The 22,155-nt window shown below is 53.6% G+C and carries 18 protein-coding genes; 6 read left to right on the top strand and 12 right to left on the bottom strand.

Going from position 1 to position 22,155, the window contains the following annotated elements:
• Nucleotides 1-7: 7 nt before the first annotated feature.
• On the bottom strand, nucleotides 8-361 hold the full coding sequence (locus tag J2I46_RS05555) for a YciI family protein (protein ID WP_207327933.1): 354 nt from the start codon (nucleotides 359-361) through the stop codon (nucleotides 8-10).
• Nucleotides 362-671: 310 nt separating this feature from the next.
• Between J2I46_RS05555 and J2I46_RS05550 the strand changes: the two genes are divergently transcribed.
• Complete coding sequence (locus J2I46_RS05550; RefSeq protein WP_207327931.1) at nucleotides 672-1,835, top strand: zinc-dependent alcohol dehydrogenase; 1,164 nt, start codon at nucleotides 672-674, stop codon at nucleotides 1,833-1,835.
• Between the two features lie 119 nt (nucleotides 1,836-1,954).
• Here the strand turns inward: J2I46_RS05550 and J2I46_RS05545 are convergent, their stop codons facing one another.
• The 5 genes from J2I46_RS05545 to J2I46_RS05525 form a co-directional block, all read right to left on the bottom strand.
• Nucleotides 1,955-2,656 carry a hypothetical protein gene (locus J2I46_RS05545; RefSeq protein WP_207327930.1) on the bottom strand — a complete coding sequence of 234 codons (702 nt, stop codon included), beginning with the start codon at nucleotides 2,654-2,656 and terminating at the stop codon, nucleotides 1,955-1,957.
• Nucleotides 2,653-3,024, bottom strand: coding sequence for a GntR family transcriptional regulator (locus J2I46_RS05540; protein WP_207327929.1), 372 nt, complete (start codon nucleotides 3,022-3,024; stop codon nucleotides 2,653-2,655). Before J2I46_RS05540 ends, J2I46_RS05545 begins: the two co-directional genes overlap by 4 nt.
• 4 nt (nucleotides 3,025-3,028) lie before the next feature.
• Complete coding sequence (locus J2I46_RS05535) at nucleotides 3,029-3,835, bottom strand: hypothetical protein (RefSeq protein WP_207327928.1); 807 nt, start codon at nucleotides 3,833-3,835, stop codon at nucleotides 3,029-3,031.
• Nucleotides 3,832-4,680, bottom strand: coding sequence for an ABC transporter ATP-binding protein (locus J2I46_RS05530; protein ID WP_207327927.1), 849 nt, complete (start codon nucleotides 4,678-4,680; stop codon nucleotides 3,832-3,834). The genes J2I46_RS05535 and J2I46_RS05530 overlap by 4 nt, the downstream gene beginning before the upstream one ends.
• A gap of 207 nt (nucleotides 4,681-4,887) precedes the next feature.
• Nucleotides 4,888-7,704, bottom strand: a complete 2,817-nt coding sequence (locus J2I46_RS05525) for a vWA domain-containing protein (protein ID WP_229379531.1) — start codon at nucleotides 7,702-7,704, stop codon at nucleotides 4,888-4,890.
• A 147-nt stretch (nucleotides 7,705-7,851) separates the two neighbouring features.
• Here J2I46_RS05525 and J2I46_RS05520 point away from each other — a divergent pair, with 147 nt between their 5' ends.
• Nucleotides 7,852-9,090, top strand: a complete 1,239-nt coding sequence (locus J2I46_RS05520) for an MFS transporter (RefSeq protein WP_207327926.1) — start codon at nucleotides 7,852-7,854, stop codon at nucleotides 9,088-9,090.
• A 74-nt stretch (nucleotides 9,091-9,164) separates the two neighbouring features.
• On the opposite strand, the gene J2I46_RS05515 is transcribed toward J2I46_RS05520, so the two are convergent.
• The 3 genes from J2I46_RS05515 to J2I46_RS05505 all read right to left on the bottom strand — a co-directional run bounded on the left by J2I46_RS05515 (nucleotide 9,165) and on the right by J2I46_RS05505 (nucleotide 13,135).
• A complete protein-coding gene (locus J2I46_RS05515) occupies nucleotides 9,165-10,670 on the bottom strand; it encodes a TolC family protein (protein ID WP_207327924.1) in 1,506 nt (501 codons plus the stop codon).
• Entirely contained in the window at nucleotides 10,667-12,028 is a 1,362-nt protein-coding gene (locus J2I46_RS05510; protein ID WP_207327922.1) for an HlyD family secretion protein, read from the bottom strand. Before J2I46_RS05510 ends, J2I46_RS05515 begins: the two co-directional genes overlap by 4 nt.
• Before the next feature lie 99 nt (nucleotides 12,029-12,127).
• The gene (locus J2I46_RS05505) at nucleotides 12,128-13,135 is read right to left on the bottom strand and encodes an ABC transporter transmembrane domain-containing protein (RefSeq protein ID WP_207327920.1); all 1,008 of its coding nucleotides are present in this window, start codon (nucleotides 13,133-13,135) and stop codon (nucleotides 12,128-12,130) included.
• A gap of 127 nt (nucleotides 13,136-13,262) precedes the next feature.
• Between J2I46_RS05505 and J2I46_RS05500 the strand changes: the two genes are divergently transcribed.
• The 3 genes from J2I46_RS05500 (at nucleotide 13,263) to J2I46_RS05490 (ending at nucleotide 16,139) form a co-directional block, all read left to right on the top strand.
• On the top strand, nucleotides 13,263-13,940 hold the full coding sequence (locus J2I46_RS05500) for a TetR/AcrR family transcriptional regulator (protein ID WP_207327918.1): 678 nt from the start codon (nucleotides 13,263-13,265) through the stop codon (nucleotides 13,938-13,940).
• A gap of 95 nt (nucleotides 13,941-14,035) precedes the next feature.
• Complete coding sequence (locus J2I46_RS05495) at nucleotides 14,036-15,253, top strand: Tm-1-like ATP-binding domain-containing protein (RefSeq protein ID WP_207327915.1); 1,218 nt, start codon at nucleotides 14,036-14,038, stop codon at nucleotides 15,251-15,253.
• Between the two features lie 10 nt (nucleotides 15,254-15,263).
• Nucleotides 15,264-16,139, top strand: a complete 876-nt coding sequence (locus J2I46_RS05490) for a phosphoenolpyruvate hydrolase family protein (RefSeq protein ID WP_207327912.1) — start codon at nucleotides 15,264-15,266, stop codon at nucleotides 16,137-16,139.
• An 80-nt stretch (nucleotides 16,140-16,219) separates the two neighbouring features.
• Here J2I46_RS05490 and J2I46_RS05485 read toward each other — a convergent pair whose 3' ends face one another.
• Nucleotides 16,220-17,314 (bottom strand): hypothetical protein, encoded by a 1,095-nt coding sequence (locus J2I46_RS05485; RefSeq protein ID WP_207327910.1) that lies wholly within the window; start codon nucleotides 17,312-17,314, stop codon nucleotides 16,220-16,222.
• A 664-nt stretch (nucleotides 17,315-17,978) separates the two neighbouring features.
• Between J2I46_RS05485 and J2I46_RS05480 the strand changes: the two genes are divergently transcribed.
• On the top strand, nucleotides 17,979-18,581 hold the full coding sequence (locus J2I46_RS05480; RefSeq protein WP_207327908.1) for a T9SS type A sorting domain-containing protein: 603 nt from the start codon (nucleotides 17,979-17,981) through the stop codon (nucleotides 18,579-18,581).
• 79 nt (nucleotides 18,582-18,660) lie between these two features.
• On the opposite strand, the gene J2I46_RS05475 is transcribed toward J2I46_RS05480, so the two are convergent.
• On the bottom strand, nucleotides 18,661-20,613 hold the full coding sequence (locus J2I46_RS05475) for a heparinase II/III domain-containing protein (protein WP_207327906.1): 1,953 nt from the start codon (nucleotides 20,611-20,613) through the stop codon (nucleotides 18,661-18,663).
• Between the two features lie 214 nt (nucleotides 20,614-20,827).
• Nucleotides 20,828-22,036: an alginate lyase family protein gene (locus tag J2I46_RS05470; protein ID WP_207327904.1), complete on the bottom strand. Its 1,209-nt coding sequence runs from the start codon at nucleotides 22,034-22,036 to the stop codon at nucleotides 20,828-20,830.
• Between the last annotated feature and the right edge of the window lie 119 nt (nucleotides 22,037-22,155).

Genomic DNA, 22,155 nt, shown 5'->3' with positions numbered 1-22,155 from the left:
GCGCTTATCAAAAATTTACCACTGGCCGTACTTCGACGGAGCCCCCTTCCGTGTCGAAAATCGGGCAACCCTGCGCGAGCTGGATGGCCTCGTCAATGTCGGCGACTGACACCAGCGTGTATCCGCCAATGATTTCTTTACCTTCCGTAAAGGGCCCGTCCGTCACTGCTTGACCGCCCCTTGTCATGACTTTGCCAAACGGCATCAATGCTTCTCCACCGATCATCTTGCCCTTCGCCGCAATGCTGCCGATCCACTGATTCCATTTCTGAATTTCGGCCTGCATCTCCTCGGGCGATTGCTGTTGGTAGGTAACTTCTTGAGCTTGCGGCGAGTGAAAAATGAGCATAAACTTATCCATAGTGTTTGGTTTGATTGGGTGAAAATTACCTGATTTCGAGACTAAGACGAACAGGTATTCCCTAATCGGACAGGCTACTGAAAAAAAAATTGTCCTCTTTTGAAAACAGCGTACAGGCCGTAACCCGAGACCCAGCCTGCCCGGTAAAGGCTACCCGACTCAACTGTGGCTGGCTCTTTATTGGGGCCGTTACCTCTTTGAATGGGCATCTGGCCTTAGTTAGTTGTCAACTATCGGGCTGCAGCCGAACAACCAGCCTGTAGACCTGTTCACCGAAGCATACGAGTACTAAAACCAACAGCTCTACTTTATGAAAGCCTTACAAATTCATGGCATGAAAGACGTACGTGTCGACACGGTGCCTGATCCGATTATCGAACACGAACGCGACGCCATCATCCGCGTTACCAGTACCGCCATTTGCGGCTCTGACCTTCACATATACAATGGAAGTATTCCGCAGCCACGGCCAATGGTGCTCGGCCACGAGTTTATGGGTATCGTGGAAGAAGTGGGCAAGGGCGTGGGTGGAAAGCTAAAAGTTGGCGACCGCGTAGTAGTGCCGTTTCCGATTGCCTGTGGTACCTGCTTTTTCTGTAATCACGAATTGCCTGGGCACTGCGAAAACTCCAATCCGGAGCATTATGGTCCCGAAGGGGGGCTGTTGACCCAGAAAGGTGGTGCCTTGTTTGGCTATACCGATTTATATGGTGGCTACAACGGCGGACAAGCCGAGTACGTGCGGGTTCCCTACGCCGATTTCGGCCCCCGTATCATTCCCGATTCATTGACCGACGAGCAGGCGCTATTCCTGACCGATATTTTCCCGACCGGCTATTCGGGTATCGACTGGGCCGACGTGAAAGGTGGCGAAACCATCGCCATTTTCGGCTCCGGCCCCGTGGGAATTATGGCCGCCAAATCGGCCTGGCTGCGGGGCGCGGCGCGGGTTGTCATTGTCGATACGCTGCAATACCGCCTCGATAAAGCGAAAGCCACCGCCAACGTTGAAACCATTCTGTGGGAAGACGCCGACAGCGTGGTCGAGCAGATTCGGGCAATGACCAACGGGCGGGGTGCCGATGTCTGCGTGGAGTGCGTGGGTTTCGAGCCCGACCGCAGCCTGCTCGATCGGGCCAAAGCGGTGATCAACCTCGAAAAGGGCTCAGACAAGGTGCTGCTCGCCTGCATGAGCGCCGTTCGTCGCGGTGGTGTGGTAACGATTCTGGGCGTGTACAGCTCACCCTTCGATAATTTCCCGCTGCACCAGCTGTTCGATAAAGGCATTACCATAAAAGGTGGTCAGGCCCCGGCTCAGAAGCACATCGACAAGCTGCTGGCCTACGTGGTGGAGGGTAAAGTGAAGCTCGACGACATCATTACGCACCGGTTACCGCTATCTGAAGCGCCCCACGGCTACGAGATCTTCCGCGAGAAAAAAGAAGATTGCGTGAAGGTCGTGCTGACGCCGTAATTGGCTGGCTTTCGACAAAAAAGGGCTTCTCACAGCGAGAAGCCCTTTTTTGTTGGGATACTTTCCATAACCACTATTACTCATTGTCACTCGCCACAGGCTAGCGACAACGATGCGCATTACTGCTGCACCTGCTGTAACGCTTTCCCTGTCAGGCGAAGTTTAGCCGTGGGTGACGCTGTGAGCGTCAGTCCTTGCTTGAAATCGCTGTACTGAAACAGCCGGGAACTGTCACCGAGGGTGATGGCTGCTTTGCTAATGCCATTGTTGAATTTGGGGAATGTCAACTGGTTATGTTCTGAAAGGGAGGCGTTTAATTGATCATACGTCAAATGATCTAAACTTGTGCTACCTCCTTTCCCGCCTTGCGTGAGTGTCAGTACGTCTCCCTTGAAATTGTGGATCTGGCAATTGGCATTGACAGTAGAAACGGCCCGCAGCGTGGGTACTTGTACCACGAGTTGCGGATTACGCCATTCATCATCTTCGTCGTCTACCCTGAAAAACCAACCTTCTGCTGGGTTGATTTGCAGGAACAGCGTGTCTCGTTCAACCTGATACGTGTACGTCGGTTTCTTATACTGCCCCAGCGAATCGATTAGCAGGCGGGTTGTGTTGCCGGGTTCGATCTGGACAATAGCCGCTGAGGGGCCGGTGATCTGTACGGCATGAAAAAGGGGCAACTGCTTTTTCTGCCAACGCGAATAGGTGTCTGACTGATCTATCGAATCAAATTGATGATGGATGGAGACAGCCGCGCCAAACATGGCGATGACCAGGCTCAGGGCCAGACCAATCAGGAGTTTAATGCTCGTTTTCATGAGGCAGAGGCGAGTTGAAAAGCGTTGAAGCGGGCTTCTAGTTCGGTCATGCTGATGCCCAGCAAAGTCATGGTGCGGAACAGATCGGGCAGCTCCACGTCGAGGAAACGGGCGCGGCGCATGGCTTTTACGCGCTCTGTGGCATCGTCGGCGGCATAATAGCCCATACCGCGTTTATTGAACAGAATGTTCTGCTGTTGCAGATAATCGAACGCGCGCATGGCTGTGTTGGGGTTTACTTCCAGCGATGAGCCAAGGTCACGCACCGACGGAATTCGTTCGCCGGGTGGCCAGGCCTGCTGGAGGATCTGCTCGCAGACATAGTCGGCGATTTGCAGGTAGATAGGTTGTTTGTCGTTGAATTCCATGTGGTTACCGTTCTATTTCATTGAACCTGACGCGGGCGATGACCCAAAATGCCAGCAACATACCTGCGTAGGCACTGTGCTTTAGCCAATCGGGTGGGCCCAACAATTCATAGTTGCTCTTCGAGGTATGAACAGCGATTTGATAAAAGGGCAGCGCCGTTCCAACCCCTTCACCCGATACCATACCAACTATCCAGCGGTACAGAAACAGGAGACCAATTGTGAGAATCAACACCGATCCGACGTTACGGATGAACACACCACGCCGGAAGAAGAAAGAGCCAATCAGCGAGATAGCAAGGCTGGTGAAGAGGAAGTAGGGGATAAGTAACAGAAAGTCTTTATCTCCATAAATCGAGGTGTAATTAAAAATTAGCGTTGACACGTACCTGTCGGTTTCGGTGGGCAGAAGTCGACTGTTAGCTATGTTGAAGACGATCGCTTCATACCCAAAATACGCGATGCTTAAAAGCAACAAGGCAACGATGCAATACAGAGCGCCTAACCAAAATTTCTCGGTACGTGATGCTGGAATCATCAGATAGGAAATGGCGGATTCTTGTCTGAACAAGGCACTGAATACGTCACTTCCTATACTAAACGTTACCAGTAGCGCCAAAAAATTATAATACAAAATGTTGTTTCGCTGTACCCCAAGTTGAAAGATATGATCGTTTGACAGAACTTGCGATGGTACCAGCATTATGATCGGTATCAGCGCCAGTGCGGCAATCAGGTACGTCCGGCGTTTGGTGGCCCAGAACCAGCGGTTCAGGCGGGCGAAACGGGTGAGGGAAAAGGTCTGGTTCATGGTTTTGGGGCAGAGAAAAGGGATTTCATGCGTTGCGGATTGCTGATGGCGGCGTTGAACAGCCGCTCCAGGTCAATGGGCGTATCGTCGGCTGGGTCAAGGTTTTCGAGCACCACCGCATTACCACGCAGGCTGGGTTCGGCGTAGAGTACATCGGCGGGTACGTCGCGGCCAAGCAGCTCAAAACGAAGCCGTTGGCTTACCCGCTCAAGGGGCGCGTTGAGCAACAACTCGTGGTCATTCAGCACCACGACCGAATCAATCAGCGAATCGAGGTCACGTACCTGATGGGTGGAGATCAGGATCAGTCGATCATCGGCCAATGCTGCTGAAACCACTTTGCGGAACTGGCTCTTTGAGGGAATGTCGAGGCCGTTGGTGGGTTCGTCCATCAGCAACACGCTGGTATTGGTAGCCAGCCCGAAGCTGATCAATACCTTCTTGCGCTGCCCCAGCGACAGGTCGGCCAGTTTATTGATGGTGGCTGGTAGCTGAAATGCCTTTAACTGCTGTCGAAACTGGTCGTCGCTGAATTTCGGGTAGAACACGCTCATCGTGGCAACGTACCTGTCGAGGGTCATTGCAGGCGTATCTACTTCCTCGGGCAGAAAGAAAATATCTTCCAGAAAAGCGGGCTCCCGGCGACGAGGCTCGTGATTGTTTACCCGAATTTGACCATCGGTAGGGTAGAGGAGCCCCGCCATTAGCCGCATCAGGCTCGATTTTCCCGCCCCGTTTGAGCCCAGTAGCCCGTAGATGCGTCCCGGCTCAAGGTAGAGGCTTAAGTCCTGCAACACGGGTGGCTTGCTCCCATAGCAGAAGGTAAGATTCGATAGGTTTATCATTGTTGCAGTGTATTAGTGATATAATACACTGCAATAGTAAATAGTGATTTCGGAATTGCAATGGGAAGGGTGAAGAAAAGTTAGTTTGGGTAGTTGACACGCACCACCAGGAGCTTGCCTGTGCCAGGGGCAGGAGATTTTGTCATCCCGAAGCATGAGAGATCGTGGCGTCATGCTTCGGGATGACAAGATCATGCTAAACTTTCTTTACTTTCCCCGCGCTGTTTTCGCCTGGGCTTCCTGAATGAGCTGCAGGTTCGCGTTTTCGGGCGTTACGTGGGTGAACGTGCCTTTGCCCAACTGGCTCAACCTCGTCAGGTTCTGGCCCGTCAGCTTATTACGGCCAAAGGTGAATACGGTCAGGTAGATATCCTGCCGGGCACCGTCGCTGATGAGTTGGAAGACGTCGTCGCTGACGGGAAATTCGCCATCGGTGGCCAGAATAATCCGGTTGTTACCGCCCCTGATGTAGTGTTTATCTGCCACTTTGTAGGCTAGCTGGATGCCCCCGTTCCCATCCGTATCGCCCGACGATTGGAGCGCATCGATGACGCGGGTGATCTCGGCGGTATTAGCACCCGATGTGGGTTTCAACGCTACTTTCGCCTTACCCGAATACACCACAATCGAGAGTTGATCTTCGGGACGGAGCAGGGTCAGTAATGATTTGATAGAGCGTTTCAACAGCGGCAACTTCACCGGCGAATCCATGGATGCCGATACGTCGAGCAGGAGAACCATGTTGTTGGCCGCAAAACCAGCCAGTGTATTCGGCACCTCCCGCTGAAGGCCGCGATCGATATAGACAGTATCCGTTCGGGTGCGTTCTATGAGTTTGGTCCGTTCTACAACTAGCGTATCGTGCCGGATCATCGTACGTTCAGGTACGTTTGCTTTGGGTTTGCCAATGGCATCTTGCGCAGGTACGTTGCCGGAGGGCTTACCTGCTGTAACTGGTTCATTCGTAGGGGCTGTAGGGGTACGGGGCGGTATCGGAAGTGTGCTTGTTGCCTCCGGTCGTCGGAGCAGAAAAACGTCGGGTTGATTCACGGCCGGCAGGAGATTATCCTTCGCCAGTTCGGTGAATTTATTGTACTCGTACACCAGTTCATTGTTGTAGAAATAGTAGAACGATTCGTACGGATGCCGATCCGGCAATGTCGCTAGCAATGGCTTCACTTTCCGGGTTATATCGGCGAAGCGTAGCGTGTTGTCGGCCAGATCTTCGTAGGGCGAATAGGGGCAAAGACCGTTGCTGCGCCCCAGCCGTTGCAGCCCCTTCAGGTTGGTATATTCATCGGCCATCAGCGTTCGGGCGTTAGCCGTTAACTTATCCGTAGTGGGGAGTTGGGCGGCTTCGAGTTTCAGAAATGATTTCACGCCGAACAGCACGTCTGTGTTATCATCCAGGGTTTTCAGCATGGCTTTACCGGCCAGGTTCCAGCTGCTGGCCGGGTTGGCGGTGGGATAGCTGTCGAAGATGCGCCGCACATCGCGATACAGCTGCTCCTTTTTCTGGTCGAAGGCATCGAACAAATACGCGTACCGGTCCAGAATAGCATCGGAATAGCTGAACCGGTCCTGAAGATACTGTTTCTGAGCCGTGTAGGTCGTTAGTTCGATGCTTAGCCCGTCCATTTCGTTCAGCATGTTCATCAGCACCTCCGCCTGTGCATGAATAGACGGACGGTAAGCGCCGGGTATGTTCTGGCTGTTGCTCATCAGCAATTGATAGGCAGAAACCGGCAGTTTCACTTCTTCGTGCGAATACGCTAGTCGCGCATGTTGCTGGCTTTGCGTGGGGTCGCGATGATAGGCCGCCGATGAGGCATAGTTGCGCAGCAACACCTGTAGCTGGTGCATCTGCCGCAGCGATTCGTTGATGAAGGCAACGTACCTGGTCAAGGCCTGAAACGTTGCTTTGCTGGCCGGTGCTGCCGCCCGTTTGGTCGTAAAGGCGATGAGCGGCTTATCAATAAATGGCCTGGTTTGCGCAACTGCCTGGGTCGTTGTAACGGGCGAAGCAACGGTAAAAACCGGGCTGACTTTAACGGGGCTGAGCAACGGTTTTGCCGACCGGCTGTAATCGACAAACGCCTGATAACTGGCCAGCAGGTCATTGTTCACGTAGTTGAGCAGCGATAGGTACACGTTGTTGCCATGCTGCGCCGACTGTTGGGCGGCAAACGTGTTATCATCAATGCCGCTGCGTTTCACCGCCTGCACTGAACGGAGGGCAGTTCGAAATGAGTTGACCATATCAAAAGCCGGGTACCCGATCGATGCCTGCATTTTCCCGAAACGGGCAATCAACTGTTCATCGGTCAGCATGCTTTGCTGAACCAGCGTTACGGGCCAGTTGGGGCGGCTGTTTTCATTGAGGTAGTAGGGAAGCGAATCGAGCAACTGGTACTGACTCAGCACGGCTATGTCCATTTCCCGTTCCGTATACAGATACGCATTTGATGCCTGATACGGTTGGTACCGGTGGTAGATGCGTTGAATCTGCTTATACAGGGCATCTTTATCCCGCCTGAACTGCCTGAACATCGCCTGCATGCTGCTGATCAACTCGTCTGACTGTTCAAGATTGTCGCGCTGATAGTCTTTCAGGCGAACGTAGGTTTCCAGCGATTTGCCTGCCTGGTCGATCCTGGTCAATAACTGCCAGAACACCTGTGTGCTGGCGGTGAGTTCTTTCTTTTCAGTTGCCGTTAACCCGTTGCCCGCGAGTGCTTTATGGTAATAAAATTCCTCCAGCGGCCCCGATGAAGGTAGTCGGATCAGATCTGGCTTTTCCCGATAGCGCGCCACATCAGCCTGATACGTTTGCAGCATCTGAAACCGCCTCGTCACTGCCTCGACCGACTGGTTCAGGAACGCCACGTACTGATTCAGGGACTGTTGTGGCGTTTCCTGCTGGGCAGAAGCTGTTCCGAAGGCCGATACAAGCAGGAAGAGTAAACGAAATCGGAGGTGCATAGCCGGCTGGAAAACAGCAAGGTGATCATTATACGGAGTCATACGTACAGGCTTTGAGTGAACGGTTTGCCCGACCGGCAGGGCGAAACGAGCAACGATCGCTTTGTCGGCCACCATCTGGGCGATATGTACTTGTGTCTCCCCGTTATTTCGCCATCTTAGCCGGGTATTTCTGATCCCTGTTCTGCCATGAATTATCGCTCCCGGGTGCTGTCATTTCTGTCCGTACTCTCCATCATTACCTACATCGACCGAACGGGCATCTCGCTGGTAGCAGCCGACATGAAACGGGATCTGCATATCGAAAACGACGCCTGGGGTTGGGTACTCAGCGCCTTTGCCCTGGCCTACGCCACGTTTGAAATGCCAACGGGGGCTATGGGTGACCAACTGGGGCCGCGCCGGGTGCTGACGCGCGTAGTTGGCTGGTGGTCGGCGTTCACCATCCTGACCGGAACTGCCACAAGCTGGCTTTATCTGGTCATTGTGCGGTTCCTGTTTGGCATGGGTGAAGCCGGTGCTTATCCGAACGCGTCGATTGTGGTGTCGCGCTGGTTTCCGCGTCAGGAAACGGGCCGGGCGCAGGCGTTTATCTGGGCGGCGGGCCGGGTTGGTGGCGTACTGGCACCCTGGATCGTCATTCCGATCTCAACCTATTACGGCTGGCGGGCGGCTTTCTTCGCTATGGGCTTATTGGGGCTGATCTGGGCCGTTTACTGGTTCGTCTGGTTCCGCGATTTTCCGCACGAGCAACCCAACGTACCTGCCGACGAACGTACCTACATTGAAAACAACCGTTGGTTTAAGCTCAACTCCCATCATATTCCCTGGCGGGCGCTATTCCGAAGCACCAACATGTGGGCCATCATGCTTATGTTCCATTTCTACATGTACGGTGCCTACTTCTTTACGGGCTGGCTACCAACGTACCTGAAAGAAGGACGCCATTTCGATAAAACGCAGATGCAGTTATTCGCCACGCTTCCGTTTATTCTGGGCGCAATTGGCTGTTTCACCGGTGGTTTTGCCAGCGATTGGCTCGCCAAACGGTATGGTCTGAAAGTTGGTCGGCGCACGGTCGGGATCGTGGGCATGGGTCTGTCGAGCATCAGCATTTTCCTGTCGGCCAGTACAACCGATAACCAGACGGCGGCTATTCTGCTGGCGATGGGCATGGGGTTTAAAGACCTGACGCTGCCGGTTTCATTCGCCGTTTGTAATGATGTGGGGCGCAGCCAGTCGGGCGTGGTGTCGGGGGCCATGAACACTTTCGGGCAAATGGGCGCGGTGTTTCTGGGCGTGCTGTTTGGCTATATCGTGAAGGCAACTGAGGATTTCAACGACCCCCTGTTCATGATTTCGGGCCTGCTCCTGTGCAGTTGCCTGCTCTGGATGCGCATCGACCCAACAGAAGAAGTGGTGCTATGAGGTAGGGGGAGAAGGCCTAGGGGGGGCTCTGATTAGGCATTCGCCTTTGGCAGAACACCCCAGGCTTCCGCGCCCTACGTTCCCTGCGCACTACCCGCTGCGTACCAGAGCGCGGCAATCGCTTTTTTGTATTTGGTACGAAGCTCCTCCAGCTTAACGCCCAGGTCGATGAGTTTACTCTCGCGGGAATTGACCAGGAACAGAGAGCTTTCGCCGAGTGCGAATCGCTGTTGTTCGGCCTGCACCAGCCGCCGCTGATTGGCCACCGTCTGTTGCTGCACCAGAATCTGCTGGTTCAGATTCACCATCTCGTTGCGGGCGGCCAGTATATCGTTTTGAATATCCCGCACTGTTTGCTGGCGTTCCAGCGTTAGTTGCTGACCTTTCACCTGTACCTGACGCAGTTTACCGCGTTCTTTTCGCAGGAACAGCGGCATCACTACATCCAGACCGATCTTGTGATTCGACAGGCCAAAGGCATAATAACTGTTCCAGTCGTAGCCCTGCATAAGGTTGGGCGTCTGGCTCAACAGGTTGGCACTCAGGTTCACCTGCGGTTGAATCAACGCCCGCCGCAGCCGTTCTTCGAGTTGGTTCTGCCCCGTTTTAGCGTCTAATTTCAATAGCTCAGGGTGCTGTTGAACGGCCTGACTGAGCAATGTTTGCACCAGTTCGTCACTTATCGGCTCGCTCACGGCCGACTGCGGAACCACGTTGGCAGGCAGATCGATCGGCTGATTGTTGGCCGCCCACAAAAATACCGACAGGTTGAGCCGGGCGTTTTGCAGGTCAACCTCGGCCTGTTGCCGCTGCACCAGCCGATCCTGTACCGTGATCAGAGCCTCGGTGGTGTCGATCGTGGCTACTTCACCAATCAGAGCGCGCTGCCTTGTGGCGGCAAACCGGACGTCGGCCAGTTGAAACCCTTCGTTCACCAACTGATACGACCGGTAAGCCAGATACCATTCCCAATAGGCCTTTGCCGCGTCGTAAAGCGTTTTATTGACCTGTTTTCGCCGGTCGGCCTCGGCCAGATTAATGCCCAACTGCGCCTGCCGAAGCGCGGTTCGCCGCCCGTCGATGAGTAACGACTGCCCCACCGGAACGCTCACGCCCACCAGCACCAGACCCGTCAGGGGTGTTCTGACCTCTGGGTTCACCCGCTCGCCAATAGCCCGGTCGTAGCCCAGTTTAAGGTCGATCCCGGCGGGCATGATCGGTACAGACAGGCCCGTTTGCCAGCGGTTGTAATACAGGTCGGCGCCAAATTCTTTCCGGTCGAAGTATGACGTAATTTTCGGGTCAAATGCGCCCCGGGCCTGCATGATTTCAGTACGGGCCTCTTCAGAGAATAAGGCCGCCTGTTTCACAATAGGGTGAAACTGAATGACAGCCCCAAAAAAATCGGCTGCCGAGAAAACGACCGTGTCGGCCGGTTGCGTAGCCCGCTGGCCGAACAGCAACGTCGGGAAAAGACAGGCCAGCAATAAACGGCTGTATCCCACACTCACGCGTCTGACCGCGCCAGTCAGACGGCGAAGCAACGTACCTGAGTTGTTGACAACAAATGACTGTCTCATTTCTTTGCTCCTCCTTTTTCCTCCTTTGGCTCTGCCTTGAGGCTTGGCGGGAACCCGTTCAATTGCCGCCAGATTTCGTACCAGATCGGTACGTCGTCGAGCATGACCCAGCCGTATACACCCGATCCTACCCGAAGCTGCTCGGGCCATTTGGGGTCCTGTCCGGTTTGGGTGGGTCGAACCAGCAATCGGTATTTGCCGGTTGTACTGGCCACCGCGTCGATCACCGCTACCTCGCCACCGAACGTACCTACGGCCACTGTGGGCCAACCCGAGAATTGAACGGCGGGCCAGCCATCGAACTCAAGCCGAACAGTCCGTCCGCGCTGAATAAGCGGAACGTCGTTGGGGCGTACAAATAGCTCCACGGCAATATCCGGGCTGTCGGGTTGGAGCGTCACGATCGACTCGCCTTCCTTGATCGTTTCGCCAATACCCGCCTTGAACGATTGAACCACGAACCCATCCTGCGGGGCACGGATCACATACAGGCCACGACGTACCTGGACGCTGCTGATCTTGTTGGTGATCTTCGATACTTCACCCGCCGCATCGGCCCGGTACGATACAGCCGAGCTTTTGTCTGATTGGGCTTTGGCTACTTTCTCCTGATAATCGGCCTGAATGGTGTTCAGATCAATCACTGCGTTGATCAACTCCTGCCTTGACACGTTCAGTTTCGCTTCCTGCGAAATCACCTTGGCGTAGTCTTCCTGCAATTTCAGGCGGCGGCTTTCCAGGTCGGTCAGCGAGATCAACCCATCTCTGTGCATTTGCTCGGAACGAGCCAGCCGGTCAGCCGCGATTCGGTAATTGGTGCGCTGCGCAATCAGGTCGGTGCTATCACTCGCCACCTTGAATCGGTTCTGTTTTACCTTGTTTCGGGCCGATTGCAGCTTGGCCGTAAGCCCGGCACCAAGGGCCGTGATCTGACCATCGAGCGCCTGGATTTTTGCGTCGGTGGCCTGAACGCTATTCTGCTTGGCACCTAATTGCTCGCGCAGGCGTTCGGGCAGGTTCGGGTCGAAATACTCGTCTTTAATCTCTGAAATAATCAATAGTGTATCGCCCTTCTTTACCTTTTGGCCATCGCGCACAAACCATTGCTCAATCCGGCCGGCAATGGCGTTCTGAACCGTTTGCGGGCGATCTTGCGGCGTTAGGGCCGTTACGTGGCCTTCGCCGTTGATATTCTGCTGCCAGGGCAGAAACAGCGTGCCAAACAGCACCAGCATAATAATCAGCATCCACCGCCCCAGCGACCGCCCGGCGTTCAGATCGGGTAGCTTGCGAAGCGTTTGCAGCGGAAAATGATCAATAATATCGTCGTTGACACGACTATTCGACAGGTTTAGCATTGTCAGTTATCAGTGTACAGGTATCGGGAAAAGTGAGCAGTTAGTAGCAAATAAGGTAGTCCGGCATCGTGCGGGTACGTTCTTCAACGCAGCCATGCCTCACTGCTCACTGTTTACTGACATCTTTTCATTGGTTAGTGGTAAATCGGTAACCTGACCAATTTTCTCGGCGGCTGTCATGAGATCATACACTACGTCGATATTCATAATGAGCTTGTCTACAGAGCTGGTAATGAGAACAATAACCAGTTCGGCTGCCACAAACTGGCCCAGGGTCATTTCGCGGCCAACCACCAGTGTTGTGCCCAGAATCAGCAGCCCGCCCGTAATTACCGTCTTAAACGCCACGGCACTGTAATAGAAGCGTTTTAAGACCTGAAAGTGCGCATTCCGGTAATTGATATACTGCGCCACATACTCATCGGTATGGGCCATCAGATCGCTGGTCTGTTTTTTCTCACGCAGTTCGGTCAGTCGGCTGGCCATGTTTTCGAGCCAGGCCACCAGTTTGTATTTGTATTTCGATTCGCTCAGGCTGGTTTTCAGGGCACTTCGGCCAAACAACCCGATCAACCCGCCCACTACGAGCAGCGTAATCAGGCCAAACGCGATAAATACCGGATGGTAGAAAGAGAGCAGGATGATGCCGAACAGAATCTGCACCACCGCCGCCGTAAGGTCGATCAATAATTTAGGAAGTCCTTTCTGAATGGTAAGCACGTCGAAAAAACGGTTCATCAGTTCCGGTGGGTACGTTCCTTCGAGGCTTTCGGGCTGAATCCGAGGCAGGCGATACGTAAACTCAAAGGCTGCTTTCACGAAGATCCGCTGTTGCAGCACCTCTACGATTATCTGCTGCCCAACAAGAATCAACCCGCTGATGATAACGCCGATCACGACCAGACCAATCAGTACGTACACCGAACTGAAAACCATACCGCCCGACACCAGATTGAACACGGCCTGGATACCCAGCGGCAACGAAAGACTGATGAGGCCCGCTACAATGGCATATAAATAAACGTACCAGATGTCTCGGCGCTCCGTACTCAGCAGACGAATCAGTCGCTGAAGGGGAGATGGTGGTGGAGTTAAGGCTGAATTCATACATCTAATTTTAAGACGGCTTTAATGAATTGATAGTAAAGCTATCTTATTTGATAACGTAACTTTGATTCAAAAAAGTTTGTTATACATTTATGATTGTATTCATAATTACACCCTAAGTCCGCGCATGGAGTATTCCGTTCAGGTACGTATGAATGAAAAGCTGTTCCTTCGCGACCCGGAACAGTCAGAGTTAGGGCGTCGTATAATCCGTCAGGGCATTTTGCTGATCGACGAGATTGGTTTTGAGGAAACAACCTTCCGAAAGCTTGCCGACCGGATGGGCACAAAGGAGGCCAGCATTTACCGGTATTTCGAAAACAAGCATCGCCTGCTACTATACCTGATCGACTGGTACTGGCAATGGCTTGATTTTCAGGTGATGTTCGAAACAAATAACCTGACCGATAACCATGAGAAGCTGGAGCGTGTGCTTCGGGTGCTTCTGCAAACGAATGTGTCAACACCGGCTACACCCGATGATATTGACCTGGTAGCCTTGCATAATATTGTCATCTGTGAAGCCAGTAAGGCCTATCTTACCCGCCATGTTACCGAAGATAATAGTCAGCAGTTGTTCAAACCCTATAAAGACCTGACAGCGCGTATTGCGGCTTTAATTCTTGAGTACCGCCCCAATTATCCGTATGCTCGTTCGCAGGCCAGTTCAATTATTGAAACGGCTCATTATCAGTCGTTTTTTATGCGATACCTGCCTTCTCTAACCGATTTTGGCGGGGGGGATGCCGATGCTTCGCTGCTCGAGTTTCTTCGGCATCTGCTATTTGCCACGCTGGAAATTTAGTATAAGGAAGACGCATCCAGCCACGTTTTCGCCATTTTGAGCAAGCATACCTGGCCAGGCAGAGCGGCCAGTATAGTCAACGAACGACCCCCTATATGTCTGAAGCGATTGTCATTATCGGGTGTTTTGATACGAAAGCTGCCGCCTTTTCCTTTTTGAGGAACTGCCTGCTGGCCAGGGGAGAGTTTGTCCTGACGATCAACACGGGCGTGATGGAAACGACCGTCGACTTTCCCATCGACTACCCGGCTGAAGAGGTGGCGCAGCGGGCGGGTTTTTCGCTGGCCGAGATACGGCGGAGCCGCGACCGGGGCCGGGCCATCGACAGTATGGGCGCGGGTGCGGCCGCTATTATGGCCGAACTGGTTGATTCTGGTCGGGTAAAGGGAGCAATCGGGATGGGTGGCGGCGGGGGTACGTTTATTGCTTTGGCGGCCATGCAGCCCATCCCGTTTGGCGTTCCCAAGCTCTGCCTGTCTACGATGGCGGCCAATGATCTGAGCCGACAGGTGGGCACGAAAGACATTGTGCTGATGCCGTCGGTTGTTGATGTGGCTGGCTTCAACGGCATGTTAGCGCAACTGGTTGAACAGGCTGCGGTGGCCGTTTGCGCAATGACGGCAATCGGTCAACCCGCCCGCGCTAACCAGATGGGACGAATCGCCGTTAGTATGTTTGGCAATACAACCCCTTGCGTTGAGCAGTGCATTGCGCTGCTGGAAGGGCACGGGTATGAGGTTATTGCGTTCCATGCCAACGGCGTAGGGGGCCGCACCATGGAGAGCCTGATTGCCGATGGCCAGTTTATGGCCGTGCTCGATATCACCACAACCGAACTGGCCGATCACCTTTGCGGCGGTATTTGCAGTGCCGGACCCGACCGCTTGCTGGCAGCGGGTAGGGCGGGCATTCCGCAGGTAGTGGTGCCGGGCTGCCTCGACATGGTCAACTTCGGCCACCCCGATTCGGTACCTGCTCCGTATCGCCATCGTCACCTGTATAGCTGGGCTCCGAATGTAACGCTGATGCGAACGGATGCTGCCGAGAATGTGGTGCTGGGCCAGCAGCTAGCCCAAAAGGTAAACCAGGCCAGCGCGGCGGTGACGGTAGTACTGCCGTTACGAGGCGTTTCCCAACTCGACGACGAGGGGCATGATTTTTATCGGCCGGATCTCGACACTAGTCTCTTCGATGCCATTCGGGCCAATTTATCGGATACCGTTCAATTGCTGGAGTTACCGGCACATATTAATGAAAAGCCGTTTTCGGCGTTCCTCGTCAATAGCTTACTTGCCCTCTTGAAAACACACTAACGTACATCATATGCCAAATCCATGGACCGGGAAAGGAAATCCCTACACCAGAGAAGAAGTCCGGAGCCGCCTGCAAGCTACCCTTGATCAAAACAAAGCCATTATTGCCGCCGGGGCGGGAACCGGCATCAGTGCCAAGTTCATCGAGAAGGGCGGGGCCGATCTGCTGATCATCTATAACTCGGGGCGGTTCCGGATGTCGGGGCATGGCTCAACGGCGGGGCTGATGGCCTTTGGTGATGCCAACGCCGTTGCGATGGAGATCGGTGAGTTTGAGGTGCTGCCTGTGGTAGAGGAAATTCCCGTTATCTGCGGCGTACACGGCTCAGACCCCCGGCGTCGGATGTGGCACCACCTGCTGAAAGTGAAGGACATGGGCTTTTCAGGTGTCAACAATTTTCCCACTCATTGCATTGTCGACGGACATTTCCGTCGCGTGTTGGAGGAAACGGGCATGGGTTTCGACAAGGAGGTTGAGATGGTGCGTCTGGCCAGTAAAATGGAGTTGTTCTCGATCGTCTACGTTGCTACTCCCGACGAAGCCCGGCAAATGGCTGAGGCGGGGGCCGACGCCATTATCGCCCATGTGGGAACGACCGTGGGTGGGTCCATTGGCGTTACGGAAGCAACCTGTTCAATGGACGAAGCCATTGAACGTACCCAGCAAATCATTGATGCGGGTAAGTCGGTTAATCCGTCCATATTCTTCCTGGCGCACGGAGGCCCTATCAATACACCGGATGATGTTCGGATTGTGCTGGAGCGCTCGAACGTGCAGGGATTTGTGGGGGCTTCGTCTCTGGAGCGAATGGGCGTTGAAGAGTCACTCACCGACCTTACCCGGCAATTCAAGGCGCTTGCCATAGACGGGCACTTGAGTCTGTAAAACAACGTACCTGAGGCAGGTCAGCTTAGTCTCTACACGAACTCAGCAGGGCCAGTTCGTGTAGAGACTAAGCTGACGGCTTAATTCACCTTCACCACGCTATAGGCCGCCTGGTTTGGCTGCCGCTCGCGTTGACCGATTCGGGTACGTACCCGGTCGTCGTCATGAATGATAAAGAGCGTATTTCGGTCGGTGAAGGTCATGTCTTCTGCTTTGTGGGTGAAGGTCAGCGGTTTGCCATCCTGGGTACGTACCAGTTGAAGATCACCGTTGGTTTGCATGGCTTTTTCTGAAATCACCCATATGTAGGCCCCGATGGTGGTCCCCTGCTCAAACGAAGTCAGTATCCAGAAACACTCCCGATAGGGGTCATACTCAATGCTGGAAATGGCGAGTGGTTTCGGCAGGGCGGCATCAACATCGCCCACCTCGAAATTGCGAACGAAGACCGGCTTATCAATCATTACCCCACGACCCCCGCCCGGGCCCTCTGCACTCCGGTATTTGGCTTTCAGGAGCGTAATACGGTAATCGAATTTTTCGTAGTGTTCGCCCTGTTCACGCACCCCAAACCAGAGATGCGTATTGGTAGCCGCCAGTCCTTCAATCTTAAAATAGGGCGAGCCGCCCAGGGTTTGCTGAATTTGCTTTCGCAGTTCCAGCGAGGCAACACCACCTTTGGCCGTTCCAACAATGCGCACGTCCCCTTCCTGACCGGGGTGCCAGGCCAGCAGCATATTGTAGCCGTCGAAATCGGTTGAACCTGGCTTCACCCGGTCGAAGGCCGTGGTCAGGAAGGTCCATTTCTGGTTGGGGCTCTGGGTAAACTCTTCAAATTTATGGGCCGTTCGCAACACCGGCTGATCCAGGTAAATGGGGCTCGATGGGTCCAGGCCGGTGCGTGTGGTATCGCCTTTGGGCCATCTCACATAAAAGACCGATGACCGGGGCGCGGGCATGTCTTTATCGTTGGCAAGGTAGAGCCGCTCGCCCTGCGCCAGCACGGCCGACGCCTCGCACCAGGTTTTCCCCTCGGCCAGACCAGCCTCAAAACAGGTAATAAATCCTTCGTTGATGATACGGCCCACGGGAGTAGACCGAAGCTGAGTGGTTCGACACTGCGTGGAAAGCAAGGCGGTCAACGCAAATAAGAGCCAGATACTGTATTTTTTCATAACGGCGTAAAGAAAGCGAATTGACAGGAAAGCGTCTAGTTAGTCAGTAGAAGGTTGGGGTAGTTTAAGCGTTCAGGGGCGCGTTACTTAGACTACGAAAAGCCTGTACGTCTGGATTGCCCGGCTATCGGTGCAGAGACAGATTAACGAGCGTTAGGATAGGTAGCGATCCGGTAGTCAACGCAGCTGATCTGCCAGTCGGCAGGATGTACCCAGCCAACAGGTAGCCTGCTTAATCGCGGGACGTACTCAGTTAAGGCGCCGCAGATGTGCGTTGATTGACACCCACTACTCAACTTAATCGCTCACTCGCTGGTGTTCACGATGGCAGATCGACTTGATTGAAGGTGGCAAATGGCTCAATTATGATCAGTCAATTCGAACGGCTCATTTTCTTAAAAAAGTACAAATAGGACGGAAGTAGTATTGTTTTTACATGATTCCGGCTAATGTCCTACTTTGTCTGAGTAAGGCCAAAAATGTAACCGTGTAGCGAAATAAGGAATCTATTGCACATTCTCTTTTTTCGTACAACGATTCAGTTAACGACTTGCACAGAATCAAGAACTTTGGTTAAGTTACTGTTAATCAAGGTTTTTATGCTTGCATTTAAATCAGTTCGACGCCCACCTTTGTCGCAGTCAAAAACAACTGTACATCAACAATGAAACAGATTCGCACAACAATCGCCATGCTCGCCGTAGCATTATCGTTCGCCGCCGCAGGAACTGCCGTGGCTGAGACACCAGCTAAAAATGCACCGGTTCAGATAGTAAAATCAGCAACTAAAAAAATACGTTTGCAGACGCCCGTTGGAGCAACGCTCGATGTAGCGGTAATTGATCAGGCCGGAACGGTTCTGTATACAGGAACACTCCGTGCTAAAGATAACCGGGGTACATCGCTGAACCTGGCTAACCTGCCAGACGGCCGTTATTACGTAACCGCCACCAACAACGACGTCTGGATGTCGCAGGGCATTCTGGTACGCAACGATCAGGTTTTGGTCGACGCGCAAAACGTAACTGAAGTGGTTCGCCCTACGCTGGTGACCTACGCCAAGAATAAGTTTGAAGTGGTGATGCCCGGTGTTAAAACCTTCAACGTGGCTATCTATGATCGTATGAATGATCTGGTGTTTACCAAGTCGTTCGGTAGCGATGGTGAAGTACACCGCTTCGATCTGAGCTCACTGCCAAGCGGCGACTACACCTTCGTGTATGGTCCTGACCAGAAGCAATTCACTGAGCGGCTGGAGATCAAATAAGGATGTTTACCATAAGCCATCGGGCGTTAGGTTTCAGACAGGTTTCTGAAGCCTAACGCCCTTTTGTTAACCGTTTATCTTACTTCCTGCCAACTGTAAACAACTGCTGGTCAGCGGTTTTAGGAGCCAGTGATTTCAGGTTGATCCGGTAGATGGTATCACCCCATTTGGTGATGATTCCCCGGTCTTCGGGTTGGTCGAGTGTTACTTTTTCCACAGACGCCTGAAATTGCTTTGGGTTGTAGGCCACCACGAAATCGCTGGCCTTACCGCCCTTAGGCGCATAATGAACGATCAACTCGCCGGGTTTCCCCAACTCAGTTGGGTAGCAGGTCATCAGGTGCTGGACAATCCCGGATGCGTTTGCCAGTTTGAACACGTCATTGATCTGTACGTTCTTGCCCCGATTAAGCCGAACTGTGCGTTGCCAGCTTGTAACGCCCGCTTCTTTAGGGTAGGCCTGTTCGATGTTCACGCCAAATTGGGTAAACGCATCACCGGTTTTATAAGTCACGTTGCTGGCTTTGAACTGAGGACCGGGCAGCTGGTTCTGGCCGTTGATGGTGGGCAGGCTATGGTAGTCTGAGCAGTTGTACCAGATGTCGTACCGCTTGTCGCTGAAGGTTTTACGGGTATACGTACCCCGGCCAACGTCGATCAGGAGCGGTTGGCCGTCGTAATACACCACGTAATTGCCAATGTCGTTATGGTTGTGACTCTCGTCGTTATTTCCCCCTTTGGCGGCTACGTAAAAACCATTGGTCGTGCCAACCTGATCGCGGGCGGCGAAGACCTGAAGGTCGGGTAACCAGACGTTTTGCGGAAGGGGTAGTCCCTTGACCGCGCTTCGAAACTCGTCCTGCATGAAGAGGGCGTAGAAATGACGGAAGTAATGAAACTTCCCCACGGACCCATCTTCTGGTTTAAAGTAATACGCCCCGAACCGCATCATATCCGGGTCGTTGATCGCTTTTCCGTAGCGATAGATCATCGTAGCAGCCATACCGGGTTGCGGGTCGGCGTCGGCGAAGTTTAAAAAGTAACGGTCGCTGATCTGGGCGCGGTAAATGAACCGACCCATATTTCGAAATTTCTCATCGGCATACACGTAGGCAAAAGCATCGTTGCTGGCGGTGTTCAGCAGGGCCAGGTTATCGAACAACGACGCAGCGGCAGCTCCCCAGTAGCTCGGACCTTCATCGCAACCGCCATCCTGCGGGTATGGATTGACAAACTGATCGAGCACGTTAAGCAACTTGGCAACCGAGGCCGCCCGTTTGTCGTCGTCTTTTTCCAGCAGGAGCACCGCATTCAGCCAGTTTGAGCAGATCCACGGATTCCAGTTATTGGGTGCGCGACCGTTGGCATTTTTTGCCATCCAACCGTGGGGCTGCGTCATCAGCGGCAGGAAAATCCGGGCGTTGGTTTCGGTATAGATCCGTTTCCGAATCTGCGGCGACACGGCGTCCAGTTTATCACCCAGATAATAATCGACCCAGGCCAGGTACGTTGCCGTTTCGGCCGAAAACAGCTCGACAAACGGTTTCGACACGTCCATCAGGCCCGAATAGGCTTTGGATTTGGGCAAGTGAGCGGGGGCTCCCCAGAATGATTCCTCGCAGATCGACCAGACACCGTCGATGATCTGATCAACGAACCGACCCTTGTTTTCGTAGATCTCGGCCAGCAGCAACGTACCCAGCACTTCCCGTTTCTCGAAGCTGATTGCCTGATATTCGTCCCGGTCGCCGGTTCGTTCGATGAGTAGTGATTTCGTAGCGGGAATGTACGGCCATTGATACGTCAGGTACGTTTCTGCCTTCTTCACATACCCCCTCATCATAGTCTGATCGGCTTTGGCCCAACCGGAGCGGTCGTCGCGTTTGGGAAAAGGCACCCACTTCGCCTGCGGGATCAAAACGGCCTTGAGCTGTTGCTGCGTGAATTTCCCGCTGAGCAGATTCGCCTCCTGCGCGGTGGCTGTGAACGTGGTGGATAGCGTGAAGAGGAGAGTAATGAAAAGAAGTTTCATGTTGAGTACGGAGTAGTTGATTGGTTGGCTGGTTAACTGGTTGGCTGCTTTGCGCTCTAGGCCATTCGACAGACTCAGGGAGACAGCGGAGTGGCGGACCACTCCCACCCAAGGTCGTCATGCACCTGCTGGACGTGTCTTGTCACCCTGAGCCTGTCGAAGGGCCTAGAGCGCAAAGCAATCAACCAATCAACCAGCCAACCAATCAACGCACCTAAAACAGCGAATTCGTGAGCGCAAACAAACTGGTATCCCCGGTATAGTTGGATGCGGCGGCCGCGTTGTTAGCTCGTTTGTATTTCGATTCGGCGACGGCTTTTACGGGGAGAAATTCTTCCCGATGCAGGTCCTTGATCTGCTGGAACGTCCAGGGTTTCTCGCCGTTGGCGTAGGGGAGCATCCAGAAATACGCTTTTTTGATGCTCTTGCCGTCGGGCGTTTCGTAGTTCCAGAGGTCAACGTCGGCCGCTTCGGCTAGTTGCGCCAGCCCGAAAAAGCCTTTCAGGTTCATCAGCGAATAGCCCCAGGTGAGCGTGCGCGCCAATTCGTGTGGCTGGCTGCCATCGTCTTTCAACTGACTCTGAATTCGCTTCATCGTCTTCTGTTCGATCATCTGCTTTGCCAGCGGTTTATCACCGAGGAAAAGGGCAAAGGCAACCGTCTGGAAATCGTAATACGTGCCGTGGTTGTTGTGCTCGTCTTCTTCGTCTTTTCCCACCGGACTGGTCAGCATCCAGTTCATGAATTGCCGGAACCAGCTTTGCAAGGCCACCTGATCAGGTTGTGGCCAGGCCTTTGAGACCTTCAGCAATTGAACCGCATCAACCAGTTTAGCCAGCATACGCGTATCGATCAGGCCGATGCCTCGCCCTTCGGTAATGCCCGGAATGGCCTGCCCGTAGTTCAGGTTTGGGTTCATGCGCGTGTCGCTGTTCAGGAACCAGACACGGAGCAACTCGGCCGCGCGACGGGCATATTTCTCGTCGTTCGAGAAGTAGTAGGCCAGCGCCAGTACCTGCACATCATCGCAAAGCGCGTTCAGGTACGTTCCGTCCTGAATGGCGTAGCGTTCGGGGTTGATCTGTCCATCTTTTCGAATGTAGGGCAAGCCGTTGGGCTTTGTCGAGTCGGGCCACCAGTAGGGGCCAACGCTCATGTAATCGTGCTTGTCGCCGCTGGGTGGCGTTTTCGTCTTCTCGACTACCGAATGAACGGGCTTCGTCATCGCCTTATCGGCCATTACCAGCAATGCCTGTTTCGCGGCCAGCAACGGCTTATCACCCTGCTGCATACGCGTTTTGTTAGCCTGCAATAGCGCCCCGTCCAGCAGGAACGTCGATGGTTTCTGAGCTGTAGCGCTCAACACGCAGGTAATCAGCAGAAAGCCTATTGATAGTGCCAGTCGTTGCCCTGGTTTAGTCATGATTTGGGGAATTGGGGTAATAGGTTGAGTGGTTGATTAGGTGACTGGTTAATCGGTTCGCTGGTTTGGTGGTTACTTGCTTCGCGTCGTGCCCTGAGCCTGTCGGGGACGCCTAGTCG

This window comes from Fibrella forsythiae (assembly GCF_017353175.1).
Classification (GTDB): Bacteria; Bacteroidota; Bacteroidia; order Cytophagales; family Spirosomataceae; genus Fibrella; species Fibrella forsythiae.
Note: the sequence above shows the minus strand (reverse complement) of the source record. Positions and strands in the feature narration are given on the sequence as shown.